The sequence below is a fragment of the Deinococcus sp. genome (genome assembly GCF_018260405.1).
GTDB lineage: Bacteria > Deinococcota > Deinococci > Deinococcales > Deinococcaceae > Deinococcus.
On the sequence record NZ_JAGLBG010000021.1, the window covers coordinates 1 to 24,324 of the forward strand.

Annotated in this window: 18 protein-coding genes and 1 pseudogene; 14 read left to right on the plus strand and 5 right to left on the minus strand. The window is 62.5% G+C overall.

Annotation, left to right across the window (positions count from 1 at the left end):
• Together QZ269_RS04395 and QZ269_RS04400 are read left to right on the plus strand one after the other, a co-directional pair.
• Window positions 1-1,308, plus strand: a pseudogene (locus QZ269_RS04395) (pyruvate dehydrogenase (acetyl-transferring), homodimeric type); the annotation flags it as partial.
• Between the two features lie 166 nt (window positions 1,309-1,474).
• Window positions 1,475-3,319, plus strand: a complete 1,845-nt coding sequence (locus QZ269_RS04400; RefSeq protein WP_291424698.1) for a 2-oxo acid dehydrogenase subunit E2 — start codon at window positions 1,475-1,477, stop codon at window positions 3,317-3,319.
• 640 nt (window positions 3,320-3,959) lie between these two features.
• On the opposite strand, the gene QZ269_RS04405 is transcribed toward QZ269_RS04400, so the two are convergent.
• Window positions 3,960-7,064 (minus strand): heterodisulfide reductase-related iron-sulfur binding cluster, encoded by a 3,105-nt coding sequence (locus QZ269_RS04405; RefSeq protein WP_291424699.1) that lies wholly within the window; start codon window positions 7,062-7,064, stop codon window positions 3,960-3,962.
• Window positions 7,065-7,353: 289 nt separating this feature from the next.
• On the opposite strand from QZ269_RS04405, the gene trpB reads away from it, so the two are divergent.
• The 10 genes from trpB (at window position 7,354) to leuB (ending at window position 18,168) form a co-directional block, all read left to right on the plus strand.
• Window positions 7,354-8,652, plus strand: a complete 1,299-nt coding sequence (gene trpB / locus QZ269_RS04410) for a tryptophan synthase subunit beta (RefSeq protein ID WP_291424701.1) — start codon at window positions 7,354-7,356, stop codon at window positions 8,650-8,652.
• Entirely contained in the window at window positions 8,649-9,449 is an 801-nt protein-coding gene (gene trpA / locus QZ269_RS04415; RefSeq protein WP_291424703.1) for a tryptophan synthase subunit alpha, read from the plus strand. The genes trpB and trpA overlap by 4 nt, the downstream gene beginning before the upstream one ends.
• Window positions 9,450-9,548: 99 nt before the next feature.
• Complete coding sequence (locus QZ269_RS04420; RefSeq protein WP_291424705.1) at window positions 9,549-10,394, plus strand: MBL fold metallo-hydrolase; 846 nt, start codon at window positions 9,549-9,551, stop codon at window positions 10,392-10,394.
• A 192-nt stretch (window positions 10,395-10,586) separates the two neighbouring features.
• Window positions 10,587-11,882 (plus strand): homoaconitate hydratase family protein, encoded by a 1,296-nt coding sequence (locus QZ269_RS04425; protein ID WP_291424707.1) that lies wholly within the window; start codon window positions 10,587-10,589, stop codon window positions 11,880-11,882.
• A gap of 390 nt (window positions 11,883-12,272) precedes the next feature.
• The gene (locus tag QZ269_RS04430; protein WP_291424709.1) at window positions 12,273-12,710 is read left to right on the plus strand and encodes a LysE family transporter; all 438 of its coding nucleotides are present in this window, start codon (window positions 12,273-12,275) and stop codon (window positions 12,708-12,710) included.
• A 100-nt stretch (window positions 12,711-12,810) separates the two neighbouring features.
• Window positions 12,811-14,103 (plus strand): hypothetical protein, encoded by a 1,293-nt coding sequence (locus QZ269_RS04435; protein WP_291424711.1) that lies wholly within the window; start codon window positions 12,811-12,813, stop codon window positions 14,101-14,103.
• A gap of 15 nt (window positions 14,104-14,118) precedes the next feature.
• Entirely contained in the window at window positions 14,119-15,381 is a 1,263-nt protein-coding gene (locus QZ269_RS04440) for a hypothetical protein (protein ID WP_291424713.1), read from the plus strand.
• Window positions 15,382-16,024: 643 nt separating this feature from the next.
• Window positions 16,025-16,582 (plus strand): 3-isopropylmalate dehydratase small subunit, encoded by a 558-nt coding sequence (locus QZ269_RS04445; RefSeq protein ID WP_291424715.1) that lies wholly within the window; start codon window positions 16,025-16,027, stop codon window positions 16,580-16,582.
• Window positions 16,579-16,914 (plus strand): hypothetical protein, encoded by a 336-nt coding sequence (locus QZ269_RS04450; protein WP_291424717.1) that lies wholly within the window; start codon window positions 16,579-16,581, stop codon window positions 16,912-16,914. The genes QZ269_RS04445 and QZ269_RS04450 overlap by 4 nt, the downstream gene beginning before the upstream one ends.
• Window positions 16,915-17,115: 201 nt before the next feature.
• Window positions 17,116-18,168, plus strand: a complete 1,053-nt coding sequence (gene leuB, locus QZ269_RS04455; protein WP_291424719.1) for a 3-isopropylmalate dehydrogenase — start codon at window positions 17,116-17,118, stop codon at window positions 18,166-18,168.
• A gap of 187 nt (window positions 18,169-18,355) precedes the next feature.
• On the opposite strand, the gene QZ269_RS04460 is transcribed toward leuB, so the two are convergent.
• The 3 genes from QZ269_RS04460 to QZ269_RS04470 form a co-directional block, all read right to left on the minus strand.
• Entirely contained in the window at window positions 18,356-18,940 is a 585-nt protein-coding gene (locus QZ269_RS04460; RefSeq protein ID WP_291424721.1) for a YcjF family protein, read from the minus strand.
• Between the two features lie 600 nt (window positions 18,941-19,540).
• Window positions 19,541-20,182 carry an ATP phosphoribosyltransferase gene (gene hisG / locus QZ269_RS04465; protein ID WP_291424724.1) on the minus strand — a complete coding sequence of 214 codons (642 nt, stop codon included), beginning with the start codon at window positions 20,180-20,182 and terminating at the stop codon, window positions 19,541-19,543.
• Window positions 20,179-21,327: an ATP phosphoribosyltransferase regulatory subunit gene (locus tag QZ269_RS04470; protein WP_291424726.1), complete on the minus strand. Its 1,149-nt coding sequence runs from the start codon at window positions 21,325-21,327 to the stop codon at window positions 20,179-20,181. Before QZ269_RS04470 ends, hisG begins: the two co-directional genes overlap by 4 nt.
• A 181-nt stretch (window positions 21,328-21,508) precedes the next feature.
• On the opposite strand from QZ269_RS04470, the gene QZ269_RS04475 reads away from it, so the two are divergent.
• Both QZ269_RS04475 and QZ269_RS04480 read left to right on the plus strand, forming a co-directional pair.
• Window positions 21,509-22,084 (plus strand): hypothetical protein, encoded by a 576-nt coding sequence (locus QZ269_RS04475; protein ID WP_291424728.1) that lies wholly within the window; start codon window positions 21,509-21,511, stop codon window positions 22,082-22,084.
• A gap of 144 nt (window positions 22,085-22,228) precedes the next feature.
• On the plus strand, window positions 22,229-22,831 hold the full coding sequence (locus tag QZ269_RS04480) for a DedA family protein (RefSeq protein WP_291424729.1): 603 nt from the start codon (window positions 22,229-22,231) through the stop codon (window positions 22,829-22,831).
• Between the two features lie 226 nt (window positions 22,832-23,057).
• Here QZ269_RS04480 and QZ269_RS04485 read toward each other — a convergent pair whose 3' ends face one another.
• Window positions 23,058-24,215, minus strand: a complete 1,158-nt coding sequence (locus tag QZ269_RS04485; protein ID WP_291424743.1) for a class I SAM-dependent rRNA methyltransferase — start codon at window positions 24,213-24,215, stop codon at window positions 23,058-23,060.
• Window positions 24,216-24,324 lie beyond the last annotated feature (109 nt).

Genomic DNA, 24,324 nt, shown 5'->3' on the forward strand with positions numbered 1-24,324 from the left:
GGCCTGATTCCGGTGCGCAAGGTTCAGTACCCGCACCCCACCATCCCACAGGGCGAGTTCTACGAGGAGTTTGCCAAGGGCAGCGGCGACCGATCGGTCAGCACGACCATGGCGACTGTTTCGATCATCTCGAAGCTGCTGCGCGACAAGGAAATCGGCAAGTACATCGTGCCTATCGTTCCCGACGAGGCCCGCACGTTCGGTATGGACGCGCTGGTGCCACGCATTGGCATCTACTCGCCGCGTGGCCAGACCTACCGCCCGGTAGATTTCGGCACCCTGATGGCCTACAAGGAGTCGGTGAGCGGCCAGATGCTCGAAGAGGGCATCACCGAGGCGGGCGCAATGTGCTCATGGATCGCGGCGGGCACGGCTTACGCCAACTTCGGCGTGCCGACTATTCCGTTCTACATGTATTACTCGATGTTCGGCATGCAGCGCATCGGCGACCTGGTGTGGGCGGCGGGCGATCAGCGGGCACGCGGCTTCCTGCTGGGCGCGACGGCGGGCCGCACGACCATGGCGGGCGAGGGACTTCAGCACCAGGACGGCAACAGCCACCTGCAAGGCTATGTGGTGCCCAACATGCGTACCTTCGACCCGGCCTTTGCCTATGAGATCGCCGTGATCTTCGAGCAGGGCATTAAGCGGATGTTCCAGGAAGACCACGACGAGTTCTATTACGTCACCATCGACAACGAGAACGAGATTCAGCCACCTATGCCCACCGACCGCCCACACGAGGAAATCGTGGACGGCATCATGAAGGGGATGTACCTGTTCCAGGCATCCGGCAACCCGGAGGCCAAGCTGCGCGCCCAGTTGCTCAGCGGCGGGCAGGCGATGGGCGCAGCCCAGACTGCGGTGAAGCTGCTCGGAGACTATGGCGTGGCCGCCGACCTGTGGAGCGTAACCAGCTACAAGGAACTGCACCAGGACGCCTTGAGCACCCAGCGCTGGAACATGCTGCACCCCACGGAGACCCCGAAGGTCAGCTACGTGGCCGGGCAACTCACCCCGGAGCGGGCACCCGGAGTGCTGATCAGTGTCAGCGATTACGTGAAGCTCGGCGCAGACGGTCTTAACGGACACCTTGACCGCAAACTGTGGACGCTGGGCACCGACGGCTATGGCCGCAGCGAGGCCCGCGAGGAATTGCGCGACTTCTTCGAGGTAGACGCCAAACACATTGTTTTGGCGACGCTGTACGCCCTGCAACGTGAGGGTCAAGTGAGCGGCGAGGTGGTTGCCAAAGCCATTGCCGACCTGGGCATCGACCCCGAGCGCGAAAACCCGGTGCTGCGTTAATCCGGCCCTGTGTTCAATCGGTTCTGTATTCAACTGGACCTGTATTCATCCGGTGTGGTGTTAACCCCGCCTTGCGTTAAGACAACGGCAGGGCGGCGCGGGAGCAAACGCTTTAGCCTGGGCTGGAACGCCGCTCGCCCCGTCCTCACTTTCAAGGAGTCCCAACATGGCAATTGAACTGAAACTCCCCGATGTCGGGGACAATATCGAAAAAGGCACCGTCGTGACTGTGCTGGTCGCGCCTGGTGACCATTTGGCCGAGGGTCAGGCCATCATCGAAATCGAGACCGACAAGGCCGTTATCGAGGTTCCGGCAGCCCACGGCGGCACCGTCGAAAGCGTGGCGGTCAAGGTGGGCGATACTGTGGCCGTCGGCGGCCTGATCGCCACTGTCGACGGGGCAGAAAGCGGCGCGGGAGCAGGCGTCAATGCTCCTTCTGCTCCGGTAGCTCCCCCCCAGTCACCCGCAGGCGGTGGCGGGGATGAGGCGGCCAGCGTCGAATCCACTCCGGCGAGCGATGCCGCAGCTCCGGGCGCGGCTAGCGGCAATCAGGCCGCGGCGGGCCAGCAGCAGGCGCAGGCGGCTCCAGCTGTGGCTGCTACTGGCAGCACGGGTGGCAGCACTCAAATCACTCTGCCCGACGTGGGTGACAATATCGAGAAGGGCACCATCGTAACCATCCTCGTGAATGTCGGCGAGCAGGTCAGCGAGGGCCAGCCCGTCGTCGAGCTCGAAACCGACAAGGCTGTGATCGAGGTGCCCAGCAGCGCCAGCGGCACCGTGCAAAGCGTGGATGTGAAGGTGGGCGACTCGGTGTCTGTGGGCGGGGCACTCCTGACTCTCAGCAGTGGTGGCAGCAGCGGCAACGGCTCGCAGCCAGCCGCCAGTCAGCCCGCAGCGCCACAGGGCAGCGATCAGGCCGCGCAGGGTCAGCAGGCCCGAACCAATCAGCAAGCCCAGACTAATCAGCAAGCCCAGACCAATCAGGGCCAAGCGAACCAGAGCCAGAACCAGCCGCCAGCTGGAGCGCCTCAGGCTCAGGCCGCCGCGCCGCAGCAGTCAGGCACACAAAATCCCCAGACCTTCGACGGGCGCAGTGTGATTCCGGCGGCTCCCAGCGTGCGCCGCATGGCCCGTGAACTGCATGTGGACATTCACGCCGTTCACGGCACCGGAATTGCCGGGCGCATCAGCGAGGAAGACGTGCGCCGCAGCGCCGGAGCGCCCAGCGTGCAGCCCGCCGCTTCTGTGGCTGCTCCAGCGGCCGCTGCCGCCCAGCCCGCGCCGCTGCCCAATTTCGAGAAGTGGGGCGCTGTCAAGCGCGAGGACATGTCCGGCATCCGCAAGGCGACTATTCGCAGCATGACCACTGCCTGGACAACCATCCCGATGGTCACGCACTTCGATAAGGCCGACGTGACCGTGATGGAAGAAACCCGCAAACGCTTCGGGGCGCGGGTCGAGAAGGCGGGCGGCAAGCTCACCATGACCCACATTCTGATGAAGATCGTCGCCAACGCGCTGCGCCAGTTCCCCAAGTTCAACGCTTCGCTCGACCTCGCCGCCGAGCAGGTCGTCTACAAGGATTTCGTGAATATTGGTGTGGCCGTGGATACGCCCGTGGGTCTGCTGGTGCCGGTCGTCAAGGACGCCGACAAGAAATCGATCACCGAGCTGGTGCTGGGCCTCAGCGAACTGGCAGGCCGCGCCCGTGAGCGTAAGCTGAAGCCCGACGAGATGCAGGGCGCGACCTTCACGATTTCCAACCTCGGTGGCATTGGTGGGCACGCGTTTACGCCGATTGTCAACAGTCCCGAGGTCGCCATCCTGGGAGTGTCACGCGGTGGAATTGAACCCGTCTGGGACAAGGAAAAGGGCGAGTTCGTGCCGCGCAATATGCTGCCGCTCGCGCTGACCTACGACCACCGCCTGATCGACGGGGCGGACGCGGCGCGGTTCTTGCGGTTTATCTGTGAGGCGCTGGAAGACCCATTCCTCATCAGCCTGTAGCTAAAGTTAAACGCCGACTCCTGCCCGATTTTGGGTAGGGGTTATTCTTTTCTTATGCCTGATACCAAACACCATAAATAACGTGTCATTTGGTGGTCTAAGCAGGGCAACCGCAAAGTCGGAGACTGCATAACATTTGATAAGTAGCCAGTAAGCAGGCTGGCTATTTTTACTGTATCCATCGGCCAAATACTCTCGGCATGGCGAAGCGTGATTTTCAAACGAAAAGTTTCACTTTACATTTGAGGGACTTTGCGGTTGCCCTGGTGGTCTAAGGGCCAAAAAATCTTGTGTGGCTCAGATAGTTTAGCGTTCAACATCCGCAGTGACCACAGCGCGGCCCGGAACGACGAGGTTAGAGCATTTTGCAAAAAGATGGTGCTCTTTTTACCGTCTTTTTACCGAGTGGAACGAGTGAAAAAGAAAGAGCAGAACGTAGAATGAAGGGGGCGGCGGTGTTTTTCCGACGTGCCCATCATTCGGAGAACTGCTCTAAGCGCCCGCTGCTGGCCGATACCCTCAAGGCGCGATACCCTCAAGGTGAAGGGCGAGCCGCCGCCCTGACGCTGGGCAGACAGCAAAAGAAACCCGCGTGGGCCGGAGCTGGCTGCACGCGGGTTTTCTTTTGGGGTGGCCTTACTTAGTCTTTCTTCTTCGGCTGCCACTTTTTGCGCCCTGTTTCGGCGTTTACGGAAGGTTCCGTAGTGGCCTGAGCAGGGAAGTCGGTGCCGCCATGGTGAGAGGTCGCTTCTACGCCTTCTTCCAGCTTGTTCTCGCCGACCTGTGACAACTGAACATGCTCGGTGATGGGAGATTCGGCCTGTGCCGCGTGTGGCGTGGCCAATTCTTGGGCTTTTGCTTTGGGCTGCCACTTGGGGCGCTCGGCTGTGGTTGGCGCGGCAGGTTGAGCAGAGGCGGGCTGAGTTGAAGCGGGTTGGGGCAGCGGGTCAATGATGGGCGCGTCGGCCTGGGTGACTGGGCCTGGGCTAACTGGCCCACTGGCCTCAGCAGCTGGAGCCACTGGCGCGGCCTTCGGCGCCCACTTCTTGCGCTCACCGGCTGGAGCTGGCGTAGATTGGGCTGCCTCAGCCGGGGCCGCCGCCTGAGGCGCGGCGACTGGCGCGGGGCTAACATCATCAGCTTTGGCCTTGGGGTTCCAGGCCTTGCGGGCCGGGGCTTCACCCGCAGCGGCGGTAACAGGAGCAGCAGCTGGCGCGGCGCTCACGTCATCACTCTTGGCCTTGGGGTTCCACGCTTTGCGTCCATTATCTGTAGCTGGAGCTGTTTGTGCTGGGGTCGCGGGGGTGGCCTGCACATCATCGCCACTGGCTTTGGGCTTCCACGACTTGCGGGCGGGAGCCGCCGTATCCACCGGATTGGAGCTGGGAGCCGCCGCCTGGGCTTCGGGCTGGGTGCCCGCGTTGGCGACGGGGCTGCCAGGCTGGGCATTCTGAACGTCGGCGCTAGTGGTGCCCACCACATCGGCGGGAGCGTCAGCGGCGGGGGCCTGCCCGGTGCGCTCCATCGGCAGGGCGGCGTTGGGGACGGGTACGGCCTGCCCACCCCCGATAGGCGCGGCGGGTTCAGCCGGGGCAGCGGCGGGCGGCACCCACTCGCCGGTGGCCCGCTGCACGCTTTCCAGCATCAGCTCGGCCACGTCCTTGACCACGATATCGTCGCGCTTCTGCTTTTCGGGCGTAGAGTTGAGCATCGCCTTACAGAAGGGACAGCCCACCGCCACCACTTTCTCGTGGACTTCCTCGCCATTGGCGTAGGCGGCGCTGCGCTCGGCGGCGGTGTCCAGGCGGGCCTGCAACTCGCGGAAACGGTTATCGCTGACGCGCTCGCGGCCCTCTTCTTCTTCCTTCCAGAACTGCGCCCCGCCCGCGCCGCAGCAAAAGCTGTTTTCGCGCTGGCGCTCGATATCCAGAATATCCCCGGCCATCTTGGTAATCAGGGTGCGCGGCGCGTCATACACGCCGTTGTGGCGGCCCAGATAGCAGGGGTCGTGATACACCACGTCGTCGGCCAGTTGCGCGGTGGGCAGTTTCCCGGCGGCCACCAGGCGCTCGAGGTACTCGGTGTGGTGGATAGTCTGGTAGTCGCCACCAATCTGGCGGTACTCGTGGCCAATCGCGTTCATGCAGTGCGGGCAGGTCGCCACAATCAGCTTGGGAGCCACCTGATTAAGCGTCTCCACGTTTTCGGCGGCCAACTGCTGATACAAGAACTCGTTTCCGGCGCGGCGGGCGGCGTCACCGGTGCAGGCTTCTTTCTTGCCCAGGACAGCGTAATTCACGCCCGCCTTGTCGAGCAGTTGCACGAAGCTGCGGGCCACCTTCTGGGCACCGGGGTCGTAGGCGGCGGCGCAGCCGACCCAGTAAATTACGTCTGGCTCGGGGTTTTCATCAATCGTGGGTACCTTGAGGCCCTCGGCCCACTCCAGGCGCTTGTCACGCGAAATGCCCCAGGGATTGCTGGCACGTTCCATCCCCCGGAAGGCGGTTTGCAACTGCGGCGGAAACTCCCCAGCGACCATCACCTGATGACGGCGAATGTCGATAATGTCCAGCATCTGCTCGTCCTGAACAGGGCAAACCTGCATACAGGCTCCGCAGGTGGTGCAGCCCCACACCGATTCCTCGTTGATGGCAAATTCCAGCAACGGGTGCGCGGTACTGCCCCCGGCCTCGTAGGCGGCAGGCCTGAGTGTAAAGGGACTATGCTGCATGGCAATGGTGTTCAGTTCCATGCGCTTGTTGATTTCCAGCGCAGCGGGCGAGAGGGCCTTGCCGGTGGCGTTGGCCGGGCAAACGTCCTGGCAGCGGTTGCACTGGATGCACGAGTAGGCGTCAAGTAGGCGCGGCCATTCCAGTTCTTCCAGTTTTTCCACGCCCAGTTTGGGTTCTTCGGACTCCATCGCTTCTTCCAGACCCTTCATGGGGGGCAAAACGCCGCTGCCGACGGGTCGCTTGAGCGCGTAATTCAGCGGGGCCATGAAAATGTGGATGTGCTTGGAATACGGAAAGTACGCCATAAACGCCAGAACGCTGGCGAGTGCGCCCCAGAACCCGAAGATGCGCCAGCCTTCTATGGCATGGTCGCTGAGGCCCCCGAACAGCGCCCGGCCCATCCCCGAAGCGAACGGCTGCAAGGCGTCGTAGTGGCCGTAAAGCCGCGATTCTTCCACCATTTTGGCAGCGTTACCCAGGACACGGCTCAGGATGTGGAAGCAGATGAACGCTGAGACGAACAGGCTGTCGCGCTTGATGTAGTTGTCCTTGACCAGCGGGTGCAGCAGCGTCTTTTCGGTAAAGCGGAAGTCGCGCTTGCTAGGGGTGTACAGGCGCCGAATAACCAGCCCAATCACGCCAATCAGCACGCTCAGGCTAAGCAGGTCGGCCAGCAAGTTGTACGTCCCACCCAAAAAGTTGGTGCTGCGAATGGAAAAGTTGAAGTACCCTTCCAGGCCATCAATCACGTTGACCAGCAGGTAGTAGGTGAAGCCGTAGAAGATGAAGGCGTGCAGCACGCTGATCCAGGGCCGTTTGCGGAAGGTGCGCTCCTGCGTCAGCGAGGTGACCAGCGCGTAGCCGATGCGCCCCGGCAGGTTATCGGTGCGGCTTTCGGTGGCGGGTGCGCCTCGCCCGATACGCAGGTAGAGGCGGTAAAAGCCGTAGCCCGCGATAATGGCAGCCACGACGGCAAAAATAAAGAACAGGACTTTGTGGATAGTGGGCAGCAACGGCAAAACCTCCGGGAGCGCAGGCAAAAGCGCAGGGATGTTGGATTCTTGAACTTGGTCTAAAACTGACCGCCACTATAAAGGAAATGGGCAGAAGTCGTCCCAGCATAGAGTGAAATCGCCGGTCTGTTGTCCTGCTAACGTCACCGGATAGGCCCGGCGGTTCCTGTTTCTGGGCAGCTTGTGCGGGCCGGATCAGTCAAGCTGCCGCGTGCTTCACGCTGCAAACTTAGACAGCTTGTCTAAAAGTCCAGCGCGTGCAGGCAGCGAACACTTCTACCATCGGAGCATGTCCCTCTCGATTGCCGATTTTCCGCTGCCGGATGCCCGTGGGCGCTTCGGGCGCTACGGTGGGCGTTACGTACCCGAAACGCTGATTCCGGCTCTCGACGAACTTGAACAGGCCTATCAGGTTGCCAAGAAAGACCCCGAGTTTCTGAAGGAACTTGACTACCTGCTGCGCGATTACGTGGGCCGTCCCAGCACGCTGTACTTTGCCCAGCGCCTGACCGAATACGCGGGCGGCGCCAAGATTTACCTCAAGCGTGAGGATCAGAATTTTACCGGGGCGCACAAGATCAACAACTGTCTGGCGCAGGCACTTTTGGCCAGGCGCATGGGCAAAAAGAAGGTTCTGGCCGAAACGGGCGCGGGGCAGCACGGGGTCGCCAGCGCCACCGCCGCCGCGCTGCTGGGCCTGGAATGCGTGGTCTACATGGGCGAGGAAGACATGCGCCGCCAGGCGCTCAACGTGTTCCGTATGCGTCTGCTGGGCGCAGAAGTCCGGCCCGTGACCAGCGGTACGGGAACACTTAAAGACGCCACCAATGAGGCCATCCGCGACTGGGTGACCCATGTGCGCGACACCTTCTACATCCTGGGCAGCGTGGTGGGGCCGCACCCTTACCCGGCGATGGTGCGCGATTTCCAGAGCATTATCGGTGTTGAGGTCAAGGCGCAGATGCTGGCACAGGAGGGGCGCGAGATTCCCGACGCTATCGTGGCCTGCGTGGGCGGCGGCAGCAACGCCATCGGCATTTTTGCGCCGTTCGCGTACCTGCCGCCGGAGCAGCGCCCCCGGTTGATCGGCACCGAGGCCGCCGGGGAAGGGGTCGAGACGGGCAAGCACGCCGCCAGCGTGGCGGGTGGGCGCGTGGGCGTGCTGCACGGCAGCCTGATGTACCTGATGAACGACGATGAGGGCCAGATCGTGGCGCCGCACAGCATCAGCGCGGGGCTGGATTACCCCGGCATCGGCCCGGAGCACTGCTACTACGCCGATTCGGGCATTGCTGAATACGTGCCGGTCACCGACGCGCAGGCTCTCGAAGCCTTTCAGCTGCTGACCCGCCTGGAGGGGCTGATTCCGGCTATCGAATCGGCGCACGCGGTTTACCACGGTGTCAAACTGGCCGGGCAGCTGAAGCCCGAGCAGATCGTGGTGATCAACCTGTCTGGGCGCGGCGACAAGGACGTGGCCGAGGTCATGCGCCTGCTAGAAATGCAGCGCAGCGATGAGGAAGGCGGGGGGGACAGTGTAGAGACACAGACACCAGCGCCGAAAATGCATTCGGAGGCCCTGGCATGACCGCAACGACCAACAGAGGAGTGGAGCGCCTACACGCGGCTTTTGCCCGTGCCAAAGCGGAGGGCCGCGCCGCCTTTATTCCGTTCATGGTCGCCGGATACCCCAGTTACGCAAAATTTCCCGAGGTGGCCGCCGAACTGCTGAGCCGCGCCGACATCATGGAAGTGGGGCTTCCTTACTCCGACCCGCTGGGCGACGGGCCGACCATCCAGCGGGCGTCCGAGCAGGCGCTGGCGGGCGGCACCAGCACGCGCGTGACCATCGAACTGGTCAAAAAGCTGCGCCAGACGCACGACACGCCCATCGTGATCATGACTTATGTCAACCCGATCTACGCCGTGGGGCCTGAACAGTTCATGCAACTGGCCGCCGACGCGGGTGTGGACGGCCTGATTCTGCCCGACCTGCCGCCCGACCAGGACATCGAAATTGCGAAACTGGCTGCTCAGTACGGCCTGGCGGTCACCTTTCTGATCGCGCCGACCTCCACCCCCGAGCGTGTGAAACTGGTCGCCGAGGCCTGCACCGGATTTCTGTACGCCGTCAGCGTGATTGGCATTACTGGAACGCGCGAGGGGTCGGCCATGAGTGAGGTGCCCCGGATGCTGGAACTTGCCCGGCAGTATGCGCGGGTGCCGGTGGTGGTCGGCTTCGGCGTCAAGGACGCCCAGACCGCTGCCCAGGTTGCGCAGGTCGCCGACGGTGTGGTGGTTGGCAGCGCCTTTATCAATGCCGTGCGCGACGGTCAGGATGCCGGGGCACTGGCCGACGCGATCAGGATGGGCTGTCAAAAGTAACTGAACGGCCCTGCGCTTTCAGTACGGGAGTTCAAGGTGCGGCTAAAGCCGCCTTAGATTTTCCAGAATAAAGCCTGGCCTCTGCACTAAAGTGAAGTTATGTCCTGGCTCACACATTGCAAGGTCGGCGCGGCAGACGTGTATTCCCTCACTGACGGTCTGTTCCGGCTCGACGGCGGTTCCATGTTCGGCAGTGTGCCCAAGGTAGTCTGGGAAAAAGTCGCGCCTGCCGACGAAGACAACCGCATTCAGTTGAGGATCAATCCGCTGCTCATCCGGCTGGGCGGCAAAAACATTCTGGTCGAAACGGGGATGTGGGACCGGGGCGGCGAAACATTCGAGCAGATGTACGCCCTGGAACGCGACGAAACGGTCTTCCGGGGACTGGCCGAAGTCGGCGTGGACGTGGACGACATCGATCTGGTTATCAATACCCACCTGCACTTCGACCACTGCGGGCGCAACACCAACCTGATGGGCGAGCCGACCTTTCCCAACGCCCGCTATGTGGTGCAAAAGCAGGAGCTGCATGACGCCACCCACACCCACGAGCGCAGCCGCGCCGCCTATGTTCCCGAGAGCTTTTTGCCGGTGCTAGACGCCGGGCTGTTCGACCTGGTGGACGGCGAAACCCAGCTGCTGGCGGGCCTGAGCGTGCTGCCGGTGCCGGGGCATAACCTTGGCCAGCAGGCCGTGGTGTTGGAAAGTGAGGGGCAGACGCTGGTGTACTGCGCCGATCTGATGCCCACGCTGGCGCACGCGCCGTATGCCTACATCATGGGCTTCGACCTGTACCCGGTGCTCACCCTGGAAACGCGCAAAAAGTACCTTCCGGTCTGGCACGAGCAGGGGGCCGTCATCTGTACGCCGCACGACCCACGGACGCCTTTTGCACGGCTGGTGGAAGGAAAACGGGGCGGCTTCAGGCTGGAAGAAGTGAAATAGATTTGGCTTATAGGTACCATCACCATATCTTTTGGGTGCCCCGGCTGCCGACCGCGCTAGACTGGCGGCATGTTCGACGCCGCCGCTGCATTGGCCGCTCGGGGGCATCGGGCGCGGAGTCACAGCGTTCGGAAATTGCCCCGCAGCCTCACATGCTGACGGGGTTTTTGGGATCGCAGGAGGAAAAAGCGTATGGGAATGACGATTGCCGAGAAGATTCTGGCGGCCCACAGCGGCCACGACCATGTGGTGCCCGGCCAGCTGATTGAGTGCGCCACCGACTGGGTGCTGTGCCACGAGATCACCACGCCCGCCGCCCTGCAAATGCTGGAAGACCGGGGGATGGACCAGGTGTTCAACCCCGACCAGATCGTGGCGGTGCCCGACCACAGCGTGCCCGCCATGAACATCAAGGCCGCGCAGATGTACCAGACCCTCAAAGCCTGGGTGCAGAAAAACGGCATCAAGAACTTTTTCGACGTGGGGCGCGGCGGCATCGCGCACGTGGTGCTGGAAAACACCGGCCTGATGAAGCCGGGGCAGACGCTGGTTTCCGGTGATTCTCACACCTGCAACGCGGGCGCACTGGGCGCTTTTGCCACTGGCGTCGGCTCTACCGACCTCGCCGGGGCGATCTACGCGGGCCGGGTGTGGTTCAAAGTGCCCGAAACCATGTTGATCAAGGTCTCGGGCCAGACCAATCCTGGGGTAACCCCCAAGGACATCGTGCTGGAAGTCATCAGGCAAATCGGGGCCGACGGCGCGAATTATATGGTCATGGAGTGGGTCGGCGACTACATTGACAACCTCGACATGGAAGGCCGCTTTACGCTGACCAACATGGCGATTGAAGCGGGCGGCAAGACCGGCATCATCGCCGTGGACGACACCACGCGCGAATACATGCGTGTGCGTGGCGTCAATCCTGACGGATACACCGAATACGCCTCCGATACCGACGCGAAATTCAAAGTGGTCGTCGAGATTGATGCCAGCCGGGTCGAGCCGACCATCGCCTACCCGCACATTCCCAGCAACGGCAAGGTGGCGGGCAGCGACAAGATCGCCGTCTCACACGCCTACGTGGGCAGCTGCACCAATGGGCGCATCACCGATCTGCGCGACGTGGCCCGGATTCTGAAGGGCCGCAAGGTGGCCGAGAACGTGCAGATGATCGTGGTTCCGGCGACCCAGGCCATCTGGAAACAGGCCGCGCAGGAAGGGCTGCTGGAAATTTTTGTGGAGGCGGGCGCCAGCGTGAGCTACCCCAGTTGCGGCGCTTGCCTGGGAATGCACTCGGGTGTGCTGGGGCCGGATGACGTGTGCATCAGCAGCAGCAACCGCAACTTTGTCGGGCGGATGGGCGACCCCTCGGCGCAGATTTACCTCGCCAGCCCCGCTACCGTTGCGGCCAGTGCCGTGGCCGGACACCTGGCCGACCCCCGCAAGTATGACGCGCAGGGCAACGATACGAACGCCGCAGACTGAACACAGCAGGGGAGTGGTCAGTGGTTAAGTGCGGCGTACCTATTGATGACGCGGTTAATTGATGTTGCCTTGTGACTGACTGCACGTCCAGAGGAAGCGAGTTTGCATTGACACCAATTGGGCACGTCATCAATGGTTCAAGGCTGCGGCTGTATGCGCTTGCTCCATAGTACTGACTCCTTCTTCCAGACTGATCACTTCTCATTGCCCGCTTACCGCACTGGAGGTTTTCCCGATGCATATTCTCCTGACCCTGGCAGTTATTCAAACCGTTTTGCTGGTCATTCCTGGCCCCGATGTGCTGCTGGTGTCGCAAACCGCCGTCTCGCGTTCGCGCCGCGCCGCGCTGCTGGCGGGCCTGGGCGTCAGCCTCAGCATCGGCTGCTGGGTGTGGGGGTACTGTTTCAGGCGTTTCCCTGGATTCACACCGCCATCAAGGTGGCGGGCGGGCTGTACCTGCTCTGGATGGGCGTTAACCTCTGGCGCTCCAGCTTACAAGAAGGCGGCGAGGGCCACCCGGTCGCCCTGCCCATGAGCGACTTGGCCGCCCTACGCACTGGTTTTCTGACCAACATTTCGAACCCCAAGGCCGCTGTGTTTTTTGGCAGCGTGTTTTCCAGCTTGCTGGGCGCAGGGGCCACGCCGGGCCTCAAGCTGGGCGCGTGGCTGATCGTGTTTGGCCTCGGCGTGTTGTGGTTCACCCTGGTGGCTTTCGGGCTATCGACCGCGCCGGTTCAAAACGCCTATTTGCGGGCGCGCAAAACCATTGACCGCGTGGGCGGCACCGTCATGCTGGGCTTCGGCGGCCTGCTGCTCGCGCGGGAATAACGCCGTAAGTCAGTAGTGGTCAGTGAAAAAAACCGTCCACATCCACTTTTTCCACTCGCTACACGCCACAAGCCCTTCTTGACCACTTACCATAACCCCAATGACCAACATTCACTTCCAACCCCCCCCCGGCATCCGTTTCGAGATTAGACTCGAATCGGACGGCCACCTCCACATTTCCAGTCTCGTGCCGGGCGACGAACAGGCGGCGCAGGCGGTGGTCAACGCCCTTGTGCAGACCCAGCCTTTCGCCGACGCCTGGGACAGTAGCTACCGCACGGCCTATCTGCTTTCCGGGGCGGCCACGGAACCGGTCAGTACGCTGGAACAGGTGCGGGCCATTCCGGTTCCGCACTGGCGGCGGCTGCGCGGTGATCTTACGGGCGATCAGCTGCGCCTCGACAGCCTAGAAGTCTCCGACGACGGCGAACAGTGGCGGCCTGTTCCTGAATTTTCCGATCTGAACGAGGAAAACCGTCATCCCGCTTTCGTGCTGCCCGGCGAGCCTATTGGCCGCTTCGTGACCCTGCAATGGCGCGAGGGCCGTATCGACATCGAACCTGACCCACCGGAAGACCTGCTGGAACTGACCGAGCATGTGGTTCAGCTGTTCAACGGCGCGGGCGACGCCTGGACAACCCGCCACGAGCAGTTTGGCGGCGATTCTGGGGCGCTGCCCGAAGCCAAGCGCGTTTCTTTCGAGATGCGTAAGCTGGCTCCGCTGTTTTCGCCTTCCGAGCCTCCGTTTATTCGTCAGTTTGGGGTCGAGTTCTGGCCGCTGGCCCCGCTAGAATATTCCCGTGACGGTAAAAAGTGGAGTAAATATCAGGCGGTAGACATCGCCTTGCCACCAGCTACCGGCGAACTGACGGCCCCCGACCAGCAGGCGGCGCTGGCTACTCTATTCGGCCAGGACAGCAGCGAAGACGACGGTGGGGCCTCCTTTGGCCTGCTCTCTCAGCTGTTCGATATGCAAACTTTGACGGTCACGGTTTACGCCGACGGCACCCTCGACTGGCCCGAATCGGAGTTGCCCGAGGCCCAGGCTGGGGCGCTGCGCCAGAGCATCCTGGCGGCCACCGGTGCGGGGCAGCCGGAACTCTGGGCAGCTCACACCGCCGAACTGCTGCCTGAAGGCCACAACACACCACCACGGGCCGTGCGGATGCAGGTAATGAAGGCTTTGCTGGACGCGGCTCCGGATATGCTGGATCAGTCCTATGCCCCTAGCGCCGTGACGCTCGACGGTGAAACCTGGCACAACTTGGCCCCTGATTTCCTGCTGGACGACGGCCCAGATGATGAAGGCCCAGATGACGACGGCCCAGACCATGACAGCCTAGACCCTGACCGTCCAGGCGGGAGCAGGCCAGAAGAAAAGGACGACAAATGAAATACTGGACACATCATGGGTGAAGCTAAACGACGCAAACAATTGGGCCTGATGCCCACCGTGTATCCCTTCGAGGCCGACCTGACGGACGACGGCCACGTCACGCTGGTTCGTGCCCCCGACGACAAGGCGCTGCAACGCACCCTGACCGAGGCGCTCGAAAAGACCCAGCTCACGGGCGACGCCTGGGCCAGTGAATACCGCACGGCGCTGGTGCTTTCGGGCCGCGTTCCGGGCGTGCTACACACCGCCGAGCAGGTTGCGGACATCCCGGTGCCGCCGCTACGCCGTGTGTCGGGCGAAATCGTAATGGGCAAAACCCTCACCGACGTAGAAGGCGTGGCGATTGCCTTTGACGGCGGCGTGATTCGCCTGCGGCAGCAAAAGCATTCGGTCGACGGCCAGAAGTGGGAGTCCTTCCCGGCCATCCGGGACGTGCAGCGCCTCATGGACCTGTTGGTAACCCACCCGGCTTTCGAGCTGCAAGGCGAGCTGCTGGGGCAGTTCCGGGTGGAGCAGTACGCCGAAGGGCGCATAGACGTGGAACCCGACCCGCCCGAAGGCACCCTCGAAGCCCTGGAAGACGTGGCCCGCGAGTGGCACGGCGCGACTCCGGAAGAATGGGTCGAGCTGCACCAGGAGATGATGAGTGACCGGGCCGACGACTCGGGCGAAGTGCCCCTCATGCGCCGCACCTTCTTCGAGTTGCGCCAACCCGCACCGCTGCAAAACCCGACTCGCAGCGTGTTTACCACTCGCCGCAACGTGGAGGTCTACCCGCTGGTAGGCGCGACCTATTCCATCGACGGCGAAACCTGGCTCAGTTACGACGACCCTGAGGCCGAGCCGCAGGAAGACGACTTGATGAGCGCCTTTGCCAATATCCTCAATATGGAAACCGTGCAGGTGACCGTGAAGGCCGACGGCAGTGTCGAGTGGGAAGACGGCGAGATTGACGCCGAAGACGCCGGGCGCGTGCGGGCCGATCTGCAAGCCGCTACCGGAGCTGGAACCCCCGAGCAGTGGGCCGCCTGGACCCGCAAGATGCTGCTCGATACTTTCAACGCCGACGAGGATGAGGCAGAAGCCGACATTCCCGTGCCTGTCGCCGTGCGCCTCGACGTGCCCAAGGACGCGATCAGTAACCCCGACCCGCTGGCCCAGACCTTTATCGAATCTGAAGTGACTTTCGACGGCGAACACTGGCGCGACCTGTACGACGAGGAGGTGCCCCAGGAGCTTTTGCTGGCACTTGCCCAGTTCAAACCAGCGGAATAAGCCTTGTAGCGCGTGGCTTGTGGCCCGTGGAGGTTACAGCTGGTGCGCTAGGTCGGTGTCGTCAACAGCGCGCACTTATACGGACTGCCTATTGAACCGGGCCGTTTTGGATTCAATTCGAGCGGAGGCGAGGAAAATACGAATTTCGCGGCAAGGCGGTACAGGCAGTGTCCTTTTGACCAAAACGGCATCCATAAAGTGGCCTGCCCGCTTCCCCACTGCGGCGGAATTGAGCGCAATCCGTGTTAAATGTTCTAGGCCCTCTCTTGGCTTAAAGGACGACGCCAACTAGAGCATTTTGCAAAAAGATGGTGCTCTTTTGACCATCTTTTTGCCGAGTGGAACGAGTGAACAAGAAAGTGCAGGACGTAGAATGAAGGGGGCGGCGGTGTTTTTTCGACGTGCCCATCATTCGGAGAACTGCTCTAAGTACACCGAAATTAATTTTTAGATTAACCGCGCGAAGCGGAAATCATCAGAAGTACGTATTACTGGGAAAGGAGAGGGTTCGGCGCTGTTGCGAAAGCTCGTCATGTTAAGCCGACGTAACCGCGTCATCAATAGAAGGCCAAGCCCTAGTTTTTGTCCTATCCCGATTTTTCTACGCGCCACACACTACAGGCCACAAGCCTCCGGAGGAGCCATGACCCGAGTTCACGTTTTTGCCCGCGACCACATCAACACCGACGAAATCATCCCCGCTCGCCACCTGACCACCTACGACGAGGCCGAACTTGCCAAGTTTGCAATGCAAGATTACGACAAGGACTTTGTCAAGCGCGTCAAGCCCGGCGACCTCGTGGTGGCCGGGGCGGATTTCGGCTGCGGTTCTAGCCGGGAGCACGCCGTCTGGGCGCTGCGCGGCGCGGGCGTCAGTGCCGTGATCGCCCCCAACTTTGCCCGAATCTATTACCGCAACAGCATCAACAACGGCTTTCTGGCCCTGGAATGTGACGGCATCGTGGAAGCCTTTCAAGACGGCGACGACGCCAATTTGGACCTCGTGGCGGGCACCATCACCAACAACCGCACCGGCCAGAGCCTGACCTTCGTGCCGGTGCCGCAGTTCGCGCTGGACGTGCAGAAGGCGGGCGGCTGGCTGGAATACATGAAGGAGCACGACCAGGCCGCCGTCGAAGCTGAGCAGCTCGACGCCCACAGCACCCAGGCAGGACACGGACACCCCGGCCACTCTTCGTGAATCTGCTGTTGCCCAACCAGGAACGCCTGCGCTGGGCACAGCGGCTCATCTGGTTGAACGTGGCTCTGGCGGGTGCCCACCTGCTGGTTCAGGGTTACTGCTTCACAGTGCTGGGCCGCGCAACCGCCGCTGAAACTGGTATGCCCCCAGGCGCTTACGGCAGTGTGTATCACTCGGTGCAGCGCTGGCTCGGTCCCGTGCAGGGGCTGGCGCTGGTGCTGGCGGGGGTCACTTTCTTACTGTGGTGGCACCGGAGTCTGGTCAATTTCATTCGACTGGGGTATCCCACGGCCGAGAATCCCGGCAAAGTTCCGGGCCGTCTGCGGTGGTAGCTCAGTTACCTGGTCTCAAACTTTCTCGGTCGAATGGCGGGCAGTACGCTGCCACCTGCTCGGCTGATCCGGGAATTTCAGATGTCAGCGGCGCTTTATAGGCTGGGCGACGCCGCTCAGATTGACGCCGCCCAATTTGCAGGTCTGAACAGCTGCTGTTCCAGCTCATTTTCGACCTCTTTTGTTCTCAGGAGATAACCCATGCCTAAAATCATCACTCTGCCCGGCGACGGGATCGGCCCCGAAGTGACCGCTGCCGCCGTGCAGGTTCTGCGCGAAGTCGCCCCCGACGTGACCACCGAAGAGCACCTGATCGGCGGTATCGCTTACGACCGCGAGGGCCAGCCTTTTCCCGACTCGACCCGCGCCGCGCTGAAAGACGCCGACGCCGTGCTGCTGGGTACGGTGGGCGGCGCACAGGACAGCGACTGGAACAAGCTGGAGCGCAAGCTGCGCCCGGAATCCGGCCTGCTGGCGCTGCGCCAGGCGCTGGGCTGCTACGCCAACCTGCGCCCGGTGCGCGTGCAGCCGGGGCTGGAGCACCTCTCGCCGCTGAAGGCTGAACTGGCCCGTGGCGTGGATATCCTGATCGTGCGCGAGCTGCTGGGCGGCGTCTACTTCGATCAGGACCGCAAGATCGAGGGGAGCAGCGCCTACAACACCATGCGGTACACCACCCCCGAGGTCGAGCGCGTGGCCCGGGTCGCCTTCGAGTCGGCGCAGCAGCGCGGGGGCCGCCTGACCAGTGTAGACAAGGCCAACGTGCTGGAAGTCTCCGAACTGTGGCGGCGCGACGTGCAGGCGCTGCATGACCGCCAGTACCCCGGCGTGCAGCTGAACCATGAATACGTCGACAGCGTAGCCATGCTGATCGTGTCGAACCCCAGCCGCTATGACGTGATCGTGACCGAGAACCTGTTCGGGGACATTCTCAGTGACCTTGCCGCCGTGATTCCGGGCAGCCTGGGGCTGATGCCCAGTGCCTCGCTGGGCGACGGACCGGGCCTGTACGAGCCGATTCACGGCAGCGCCCCTGACATTGCCGGAAAGGCAATCGCCAACCCCGCAGCCGCGATCATGAGCGTAGGGATGCTGCTGCGCCATAGCCTGCACCGGAACGACGCTGCTGACCGGGTAGACCACGCTGTTTCGCTGGCGCTGAGGTCGCACCCGACCCGGGATCTGGGCGGTCAGGCCGACACGGCGACCTTTACCCGCGCCGTGATGGACGCCCTGTCCGTACCAGCCACTTAATACGGCTTGCCGTCTGTTTCGTTGACCACCTGTCAGGACGCTGGTTTGCCAGCTTCACGCCCGGAACCTGTCGCTCTGCTGCTCACTGTGATCGGGTAGAAAGTTTTGCAAGAAGTCTATTCAGGTTTGCTGGCAGCAACAAAACACCGCCGAAGTAGGGTCCCGGCGGTGTTTGCGGCTCTGGAATTCAGTTCTGGGTGTTGGAATCGCCCGCGTTCTTGGCTTTCTCCTCGGCGCGGCGGCGTAGCTCGCTGGCCAGGTCGGTAAAATCCTGAGCACTTGGAAGTACCCGGTGGGCCTGGGTCTTGGCCTCCTGAATCACCCGGCTCTTGTCTGCCTTATCGAACGGCAGGCCATCACGTTTGCGCTCGAAGTAATTCTGTGCCAGGCGGCCCAGCGCAAAGGTCCAACCGTACACGGCTGGGGCCGTAATCAGGCCGCCAATGACAGGAAGGGCCATTTTGGCGATGCCGCGCATAACCTGCCGCGCCGCGATACCGTAAGCCACGGTCGCCCCCAGTTCTCTCGCGATTTCGGTTGCGCGTTCCATGGAGAAGTCGAAACCGTAGATTTTTCCGATGTGCAGAACCATTTTGACCTGAATGGGTGTGATGACTAGAATGTCGGCAAAAGGAATCGGTTCGACGGCAACGGCACCAGTCAGGACAGCCGCACTTTTGATGACCTCTTCAGCATTTTCTTCCCGGCTGCGCTGAGGATCGACGTCAAAATTAAAATTGTCCAGCACCTGTTTGATGAGAGGAGGCAACATGGCTCAAGTGTATCCTCCGGCATCTGCCCTTCGTGATAGCGAGGTCGGAGTTAACCTTTAGATTGGCCGGGGTGCAATTTTGAGAGGAGTACTGGACAGGAAAGCTGCCCCTGGGTTTTGCTGTCCACCAAGCGTTCATTCCTCTGGGACGCCATGTGTGTTACCTCCCCCTCGCCGTCGTTTCGCGCTCTGCAAGCCCTAATACGGACGGCCGGTTGATTCCGCTCAAGCCCGAATCACTCCGGGCAGGCGCCAGGAGGAACAATAGACGGACTGGGCGGTGTGGAGCCGCAGGCGGCGGCCTTCCCGACTGTGGCGCAATGGCGCGGCAGTCCGTCTACCCTTTCGCGGTGCGAACTGTACCAGTTCTCAGCAGGGGTGGAGGAACCAAAAACCTCGTGCTTAGGGGCACTGTCTTGGCAGAAAGACAAAAGGTTCCGAACTCCTGGGGAGAATGTTTGACGCTGTTGGCCCTTGTGCCTTGCGGGGGTTGTCAAGCTGCGAAGCACAGAGGGGCCTGCAAAGCCGCCCGGTAAAGAGGGCCACAAGGCAACTTTTTTTGGTCAACTGCTCTGAGGTGAGGCCTGACCAGATCGGGGGTTACGACTCCTCGCGAACCAGTTCCCGTAGCCGGGCGATCAGGGGCCGCAGCCGCTCACGCCGCAGTTTCAGGGCCGCCCGGTTCACGATCAAGCGGGCAGAGGAATAGAACAGCACGTCCACTTCCTGAAGGTTGTTGGCCCGCAGCGTGCCGCCGGTCTGCACGAGGTCGATCACGGCGTCGGCCAGCCCGGTCAACGTGGCGAGTTCGATGTTACCGTTAAGTTTGACGATCTCGGCAGGAATACCCTTTTCGGCGAGGTACTGCCGCGCCACGTGCGGGTACTTGGTGCCGACCCGGTGAATCGGCCCGGACGCGCCGACTTCGCGGATCAGCGACAGGTGACAGGGGGCAAAGCGCAGGTCAACGGGTTCGTAGACGGCCCGGCCCGATTCGATCAGCACGTCCTTGCCGACAATGCCCGCGTCGGCCACGCCGAGGTCCACGTAAACTGGCACATCCTGATTGCGCAGTTCCAGCACCGTCACGCCTGGAAACTCGTGGCGCAGCGCCCGCGACGCTTCCGGCATGGTAATGGGCAACCCGGCCCGCGACAGCAGAGAAATGGCGTCTTCCAGAATGCGGCCTTTGGGTAGCGCCAGAGTCAGGTGGTTGGCCGAGCGTTCAGGCTGCGAACTCATGCCTGCACCTCGGTCAGTTCGCGGCCCTGTACCCAGCGCCGGATGCCGCGCAGGGCGCTATAGGTTTTCAGTTCCAGCCGGTTATCGGTCCAGGCCAGTTCGGCCCGCAGTCCGGCCTGTTGCGCCGCGTGCAGGGCCGGGAGGTCGAGCGCCAGCACCGTTTCGGGGTGGGGGGGCAAGCCGGGCGGTAGCGCACGCACTAGCCGCTCCAGGCCCATGGCGAAGCCCGCACCGGGCAGCCCATTCGCCAGCTGGTAGCGTCCGCCCCCCAGCACGGGCTGATTCAGGCCGTCGACATAGGCGCGGAAAGTCATGCCAGTGTAATACCCGTAGCGGCGGCTGACGCCCAGATCAAACAGCAGCGTCAGATCGCCGCCCTGCGCCACCGCCCGCAGGTGGGACACGGCAGCCCTGGCCCGTGTGCCCTGGGCCATGCGCCCGGCTTCGTCCAGCACCTCGTTCCCGCCGTACAGGTCGGTCAGACGGTGAAGAACGCCCGTAACCTCGCTGCTCAGGCCATAGGTGGTGGCGGCCAGGTCGATGTCTGCGCCGCTCTTGCGGTCGATGGCGTCGTGCAGGGCGTCGCGGGCGGCTCCCGACAGCCCGGCGTCTTCGAGCACCGCGTCCACGAATCCCGGAAATCCGACTTCCAGATCGGCCTTCACGCCCACCCTGTCCAGAGCGGCGCGGGCCAGTGCCAGCAGTTCGATGTCGCTCTGAACCGTCGCCACGCCGATCAGTTCGGCCCCGACCTGGGTAAATTCGCGCAGGCGACCCAGTTCACTGGTCTGCGCCCGCAGCCACAGCTGCCCGCCGTATTGCAGCCGCAGCGGAAAGGGGCCAGCTGGGTAGCGTGTGGCGACCAGTCGCCCCAGCGCGGTCGTAAATTCGCTTCGCAGGGCCAGCACCTGTCCGCCTGTATCGATCAGTTTGAAGGCGCGGCTGTCTAGCGGGTGCGCCGCGCTGGCGTACTCGAGGGCAGGCAGCTCGACGCCCTGGTACCCCCAGGCACGGAACAGCTCCGAGAGCGACCAGCGCACATACTCGCGCTGGCTCCACTCGTCGGGCAGCACGTCACGCGTGCCGTCTGGAAGCAGGGGGGCAGAAGGGGAGATGGTGGCCGGAACACTACTCACGCCCAACATTCTAGTCGCGCCGCGTCAGTTGCGGGTGCGCCGTGCCCAGCCAGGCCGCGCACCGTTAGGCCATGCACCGCCAGGCCACGTACAGCCGGGCCAAATGGTGGGCAGGCCAGGCCTAGAGGGGATCCAAGGTAGACCGCCCGCCACAGCCCAGGCCCAGGGCAGGTCGGTATACTCCCCAGATATGCGCCCCGCCGCCCCACTCTGTGCCCTGCTGCTTGCCGGTTTGTTAAGCGGCTGTTCACGCACCAAAGATACTTTTGCGCCCCGAATCGTCATCAGCAGCCCCAGCGACGGCGGAGTCAGTCAGACCCGGCATCCCCTGGTTAAGGGCTATGCTCTCGACGACGTGGGAGTCACCAGAATTACCGTGGACGGCAAGACCATTGCGCTTCAGCCGGGCAGCCGTAAAATCGCCAATTTCCAATTTCAGGCCCAGATTGCGGGCAGCGCGGGCGAGTACGTCATCCACGCCTTCGACGCGGCTGGGCACGACAGCAAACAGACCCTGAGCCTCAGCGTGGACTCGGTCAAGCCGCAGATCAGCATCAAGAACTTTCAACGTGCCGGAAAGACCATTCGGATTTCCGGGCTGGCGACCGACAATGTTTCTGTCGCGCAGGTCATCGTTGATGGCAATCGCCTGAACATCAATCCCGGCAAACGGGTCGAGTTCTATGCCGAGACCACCGGCGTTTATGCCGATGTTCTGGTGGTCGACGCCGCCGGGAACCAGACCGCCACCCGTGCCCAACAGTAGAGGCTGCGCGTTAACTGAGAGGCCACACGCAAAGTAAGAGCTAGTTTGGATTTCTATAACGCTGGGAACACCTCTATGTTACCCCTTTGAGCCTCTGCAACTTCTGGTGGACGCGCCCAGCCCCGGAACCGCTAAGCTGAAGTAATGGAGCAGTTGACTCAGGCTATTCTCGGCGCCTCGTATCTGGGCATTTTCCTCGTTGTTTTTGCGGAAACAGGGCTGCTGGTCGGGGCCGCGCTGCCCGGCGACAGCCTGTTGATCGTGGCGGGCATGGCCGCAGCCAGCCAGACCAACAAGTACCATCTCAGCCTGCCGGGTGTGATCGGCGCGGTGGTCGCCGGGGCCATTCTGGGCAGCCTCGTGGGGTACTTTCTGGGCAAGCGCTTTGGCCCGGCGATTTTCAGCCGCCAGAATTCAAGACTGTTCAAGCCCGAGTACCGCCTTCAGGCCGAAGAATTCTTTGCCAAGGAAGGCCCCAAGTCGGTCATGTTGGCCCGTTTCATTCCGTTCGTGCGGGCCGTGGTTCCAACGCTGGCGGGTGTCAGCAATATGAACTTCTCGCTGTACGCGCTTTACAGCGTCATTGGCGCGGTTCTTTGGGGGGCTGGGCTGCCCGCACTGGCTTATTACGTGGGGCAGAAGATTCCTAATCTGGACCATTACATTCTGTTGATCGTGGCTGTCGTGATGCTCCTGAGCGTCATTCCGGTGGTTATGCGCGTCTTGTCGTCCCGCCGCGCCAGCTAAAGTTTCCCAAAAAAGCTCGTATAGGGAGCTGTTGGAACCCCGACCAAAGGGACACGCTAAAGGGGGTGGCTCGGGGACGTGTACGTCATCTGGGTTATTTTCCCAGGTGACCGCAACTGTGCCCAGCAGCCGCCTAGGTGAACCTGGGAATGCTTCGTTCGGAAAAACAGCTTGACCGCTTGTGGCCCTGCCGTGCCGGATAAAGCCAACCTCAGCACCTGCGCCATTACTCCTTGCGTAGCAAGATGCTCTTGAGGTACAGGCTTTCCGGCACGCTCAGCAGGTGCGGGTGATCGGCGGGCTGGTAAGTCACGGCAATGACTTCTGCGGCCGCTTCCGCCGCGCCAGCCGCGACCCGCGCCGCGTCGAGCAGGTCATCCACGCGGATGTAGTGGGCACAAGTCGAAATAAGCAGGTGGCCGCCGGGCGTCAGCATCCGCAGGGCAGACTCGGCCCCGTCGGTGAAAATACGCTTGGCACGCGGAATATCGTCTTTACGCTTGGCGAGGGTCGGGGGGTCGAGCACGATAGCCCCGAACTGCCGCCGGTCTTTTTCCAGCGCCGCGAGCTGCTCTAGCGCGTCGCCCCAGCGCAGGCTGACTCGCACGCCGTTGGCCGCCGCCTCCTGCTCCAGCACGCTCAGCGCAACCTGGTCCTTGTCGATGGCGGTGCTCTGTGCCCCAGCTTTGGCCGCGTGCAGCGAGAAGCCCCCCGTGTAGCTGTACACGTCCAGGAAAGCCTCGCCGGGCTGCACCAGCGAGCGCATCAGGCGCCGGTTGTCGCGCTGGTCAAGGAAAAAGCCAGTCTTCTGAGCGTCCATCGGGGCAAAGTGGAGGTTCAGATCGTCTTCGAAAAACTCCACGCGCTCCGGAAGAGTGCCCCATAGGACGCCCGACACCAGTTCAAGACCTTCCTTGCGCCGCTCGCCTGTGTCGCTGCGCTCGAACGCGCAGGTGGCTCCTGTTTCTTCCCGCAGCGCCTTCAGAATCATTTCACGGTGCCGCTCGACGCCCGCGTTGCGAAACTGCACACTCAGCACGTCGCCGAACTGATCGGCTACCACGCCCGGCAGCCCGTCAGCCTCGGCGTGCAGCACCCGTATGGCGTTGGTGCCGGTCATGCGGCCCCTGCGCCGTTCCAGCGCCGCCCGGATACGCTGACGGTAGAATTTCTGGTCGATTTCGCCGCCGTCCCAGTTCAGCATCCGCAGCGGGGTCGCGCCCTGCTCGTTGAAGTACCCGCGCCCAACCAGCCGCCCGCCCTCGTCTCGCACGTCTACGACCTCACCGGGGGCCAGGCCGGGGGCCGCGTCCTCAATATCCCCGCTGTGCCCGAATGGATAGCGCCCGGCGATCCGGCGCACGGCAGAAGTCTTGAGGATCACCGAGGGCAATTTGGAGGTGTATTTTCTGGGGGCGGTCTTGGAAGGGGTTTTAACGGGCTTGCTCACGCGGGCAGCCTAGAGCATTTGGCTCTGGAACACGCCGACTTGC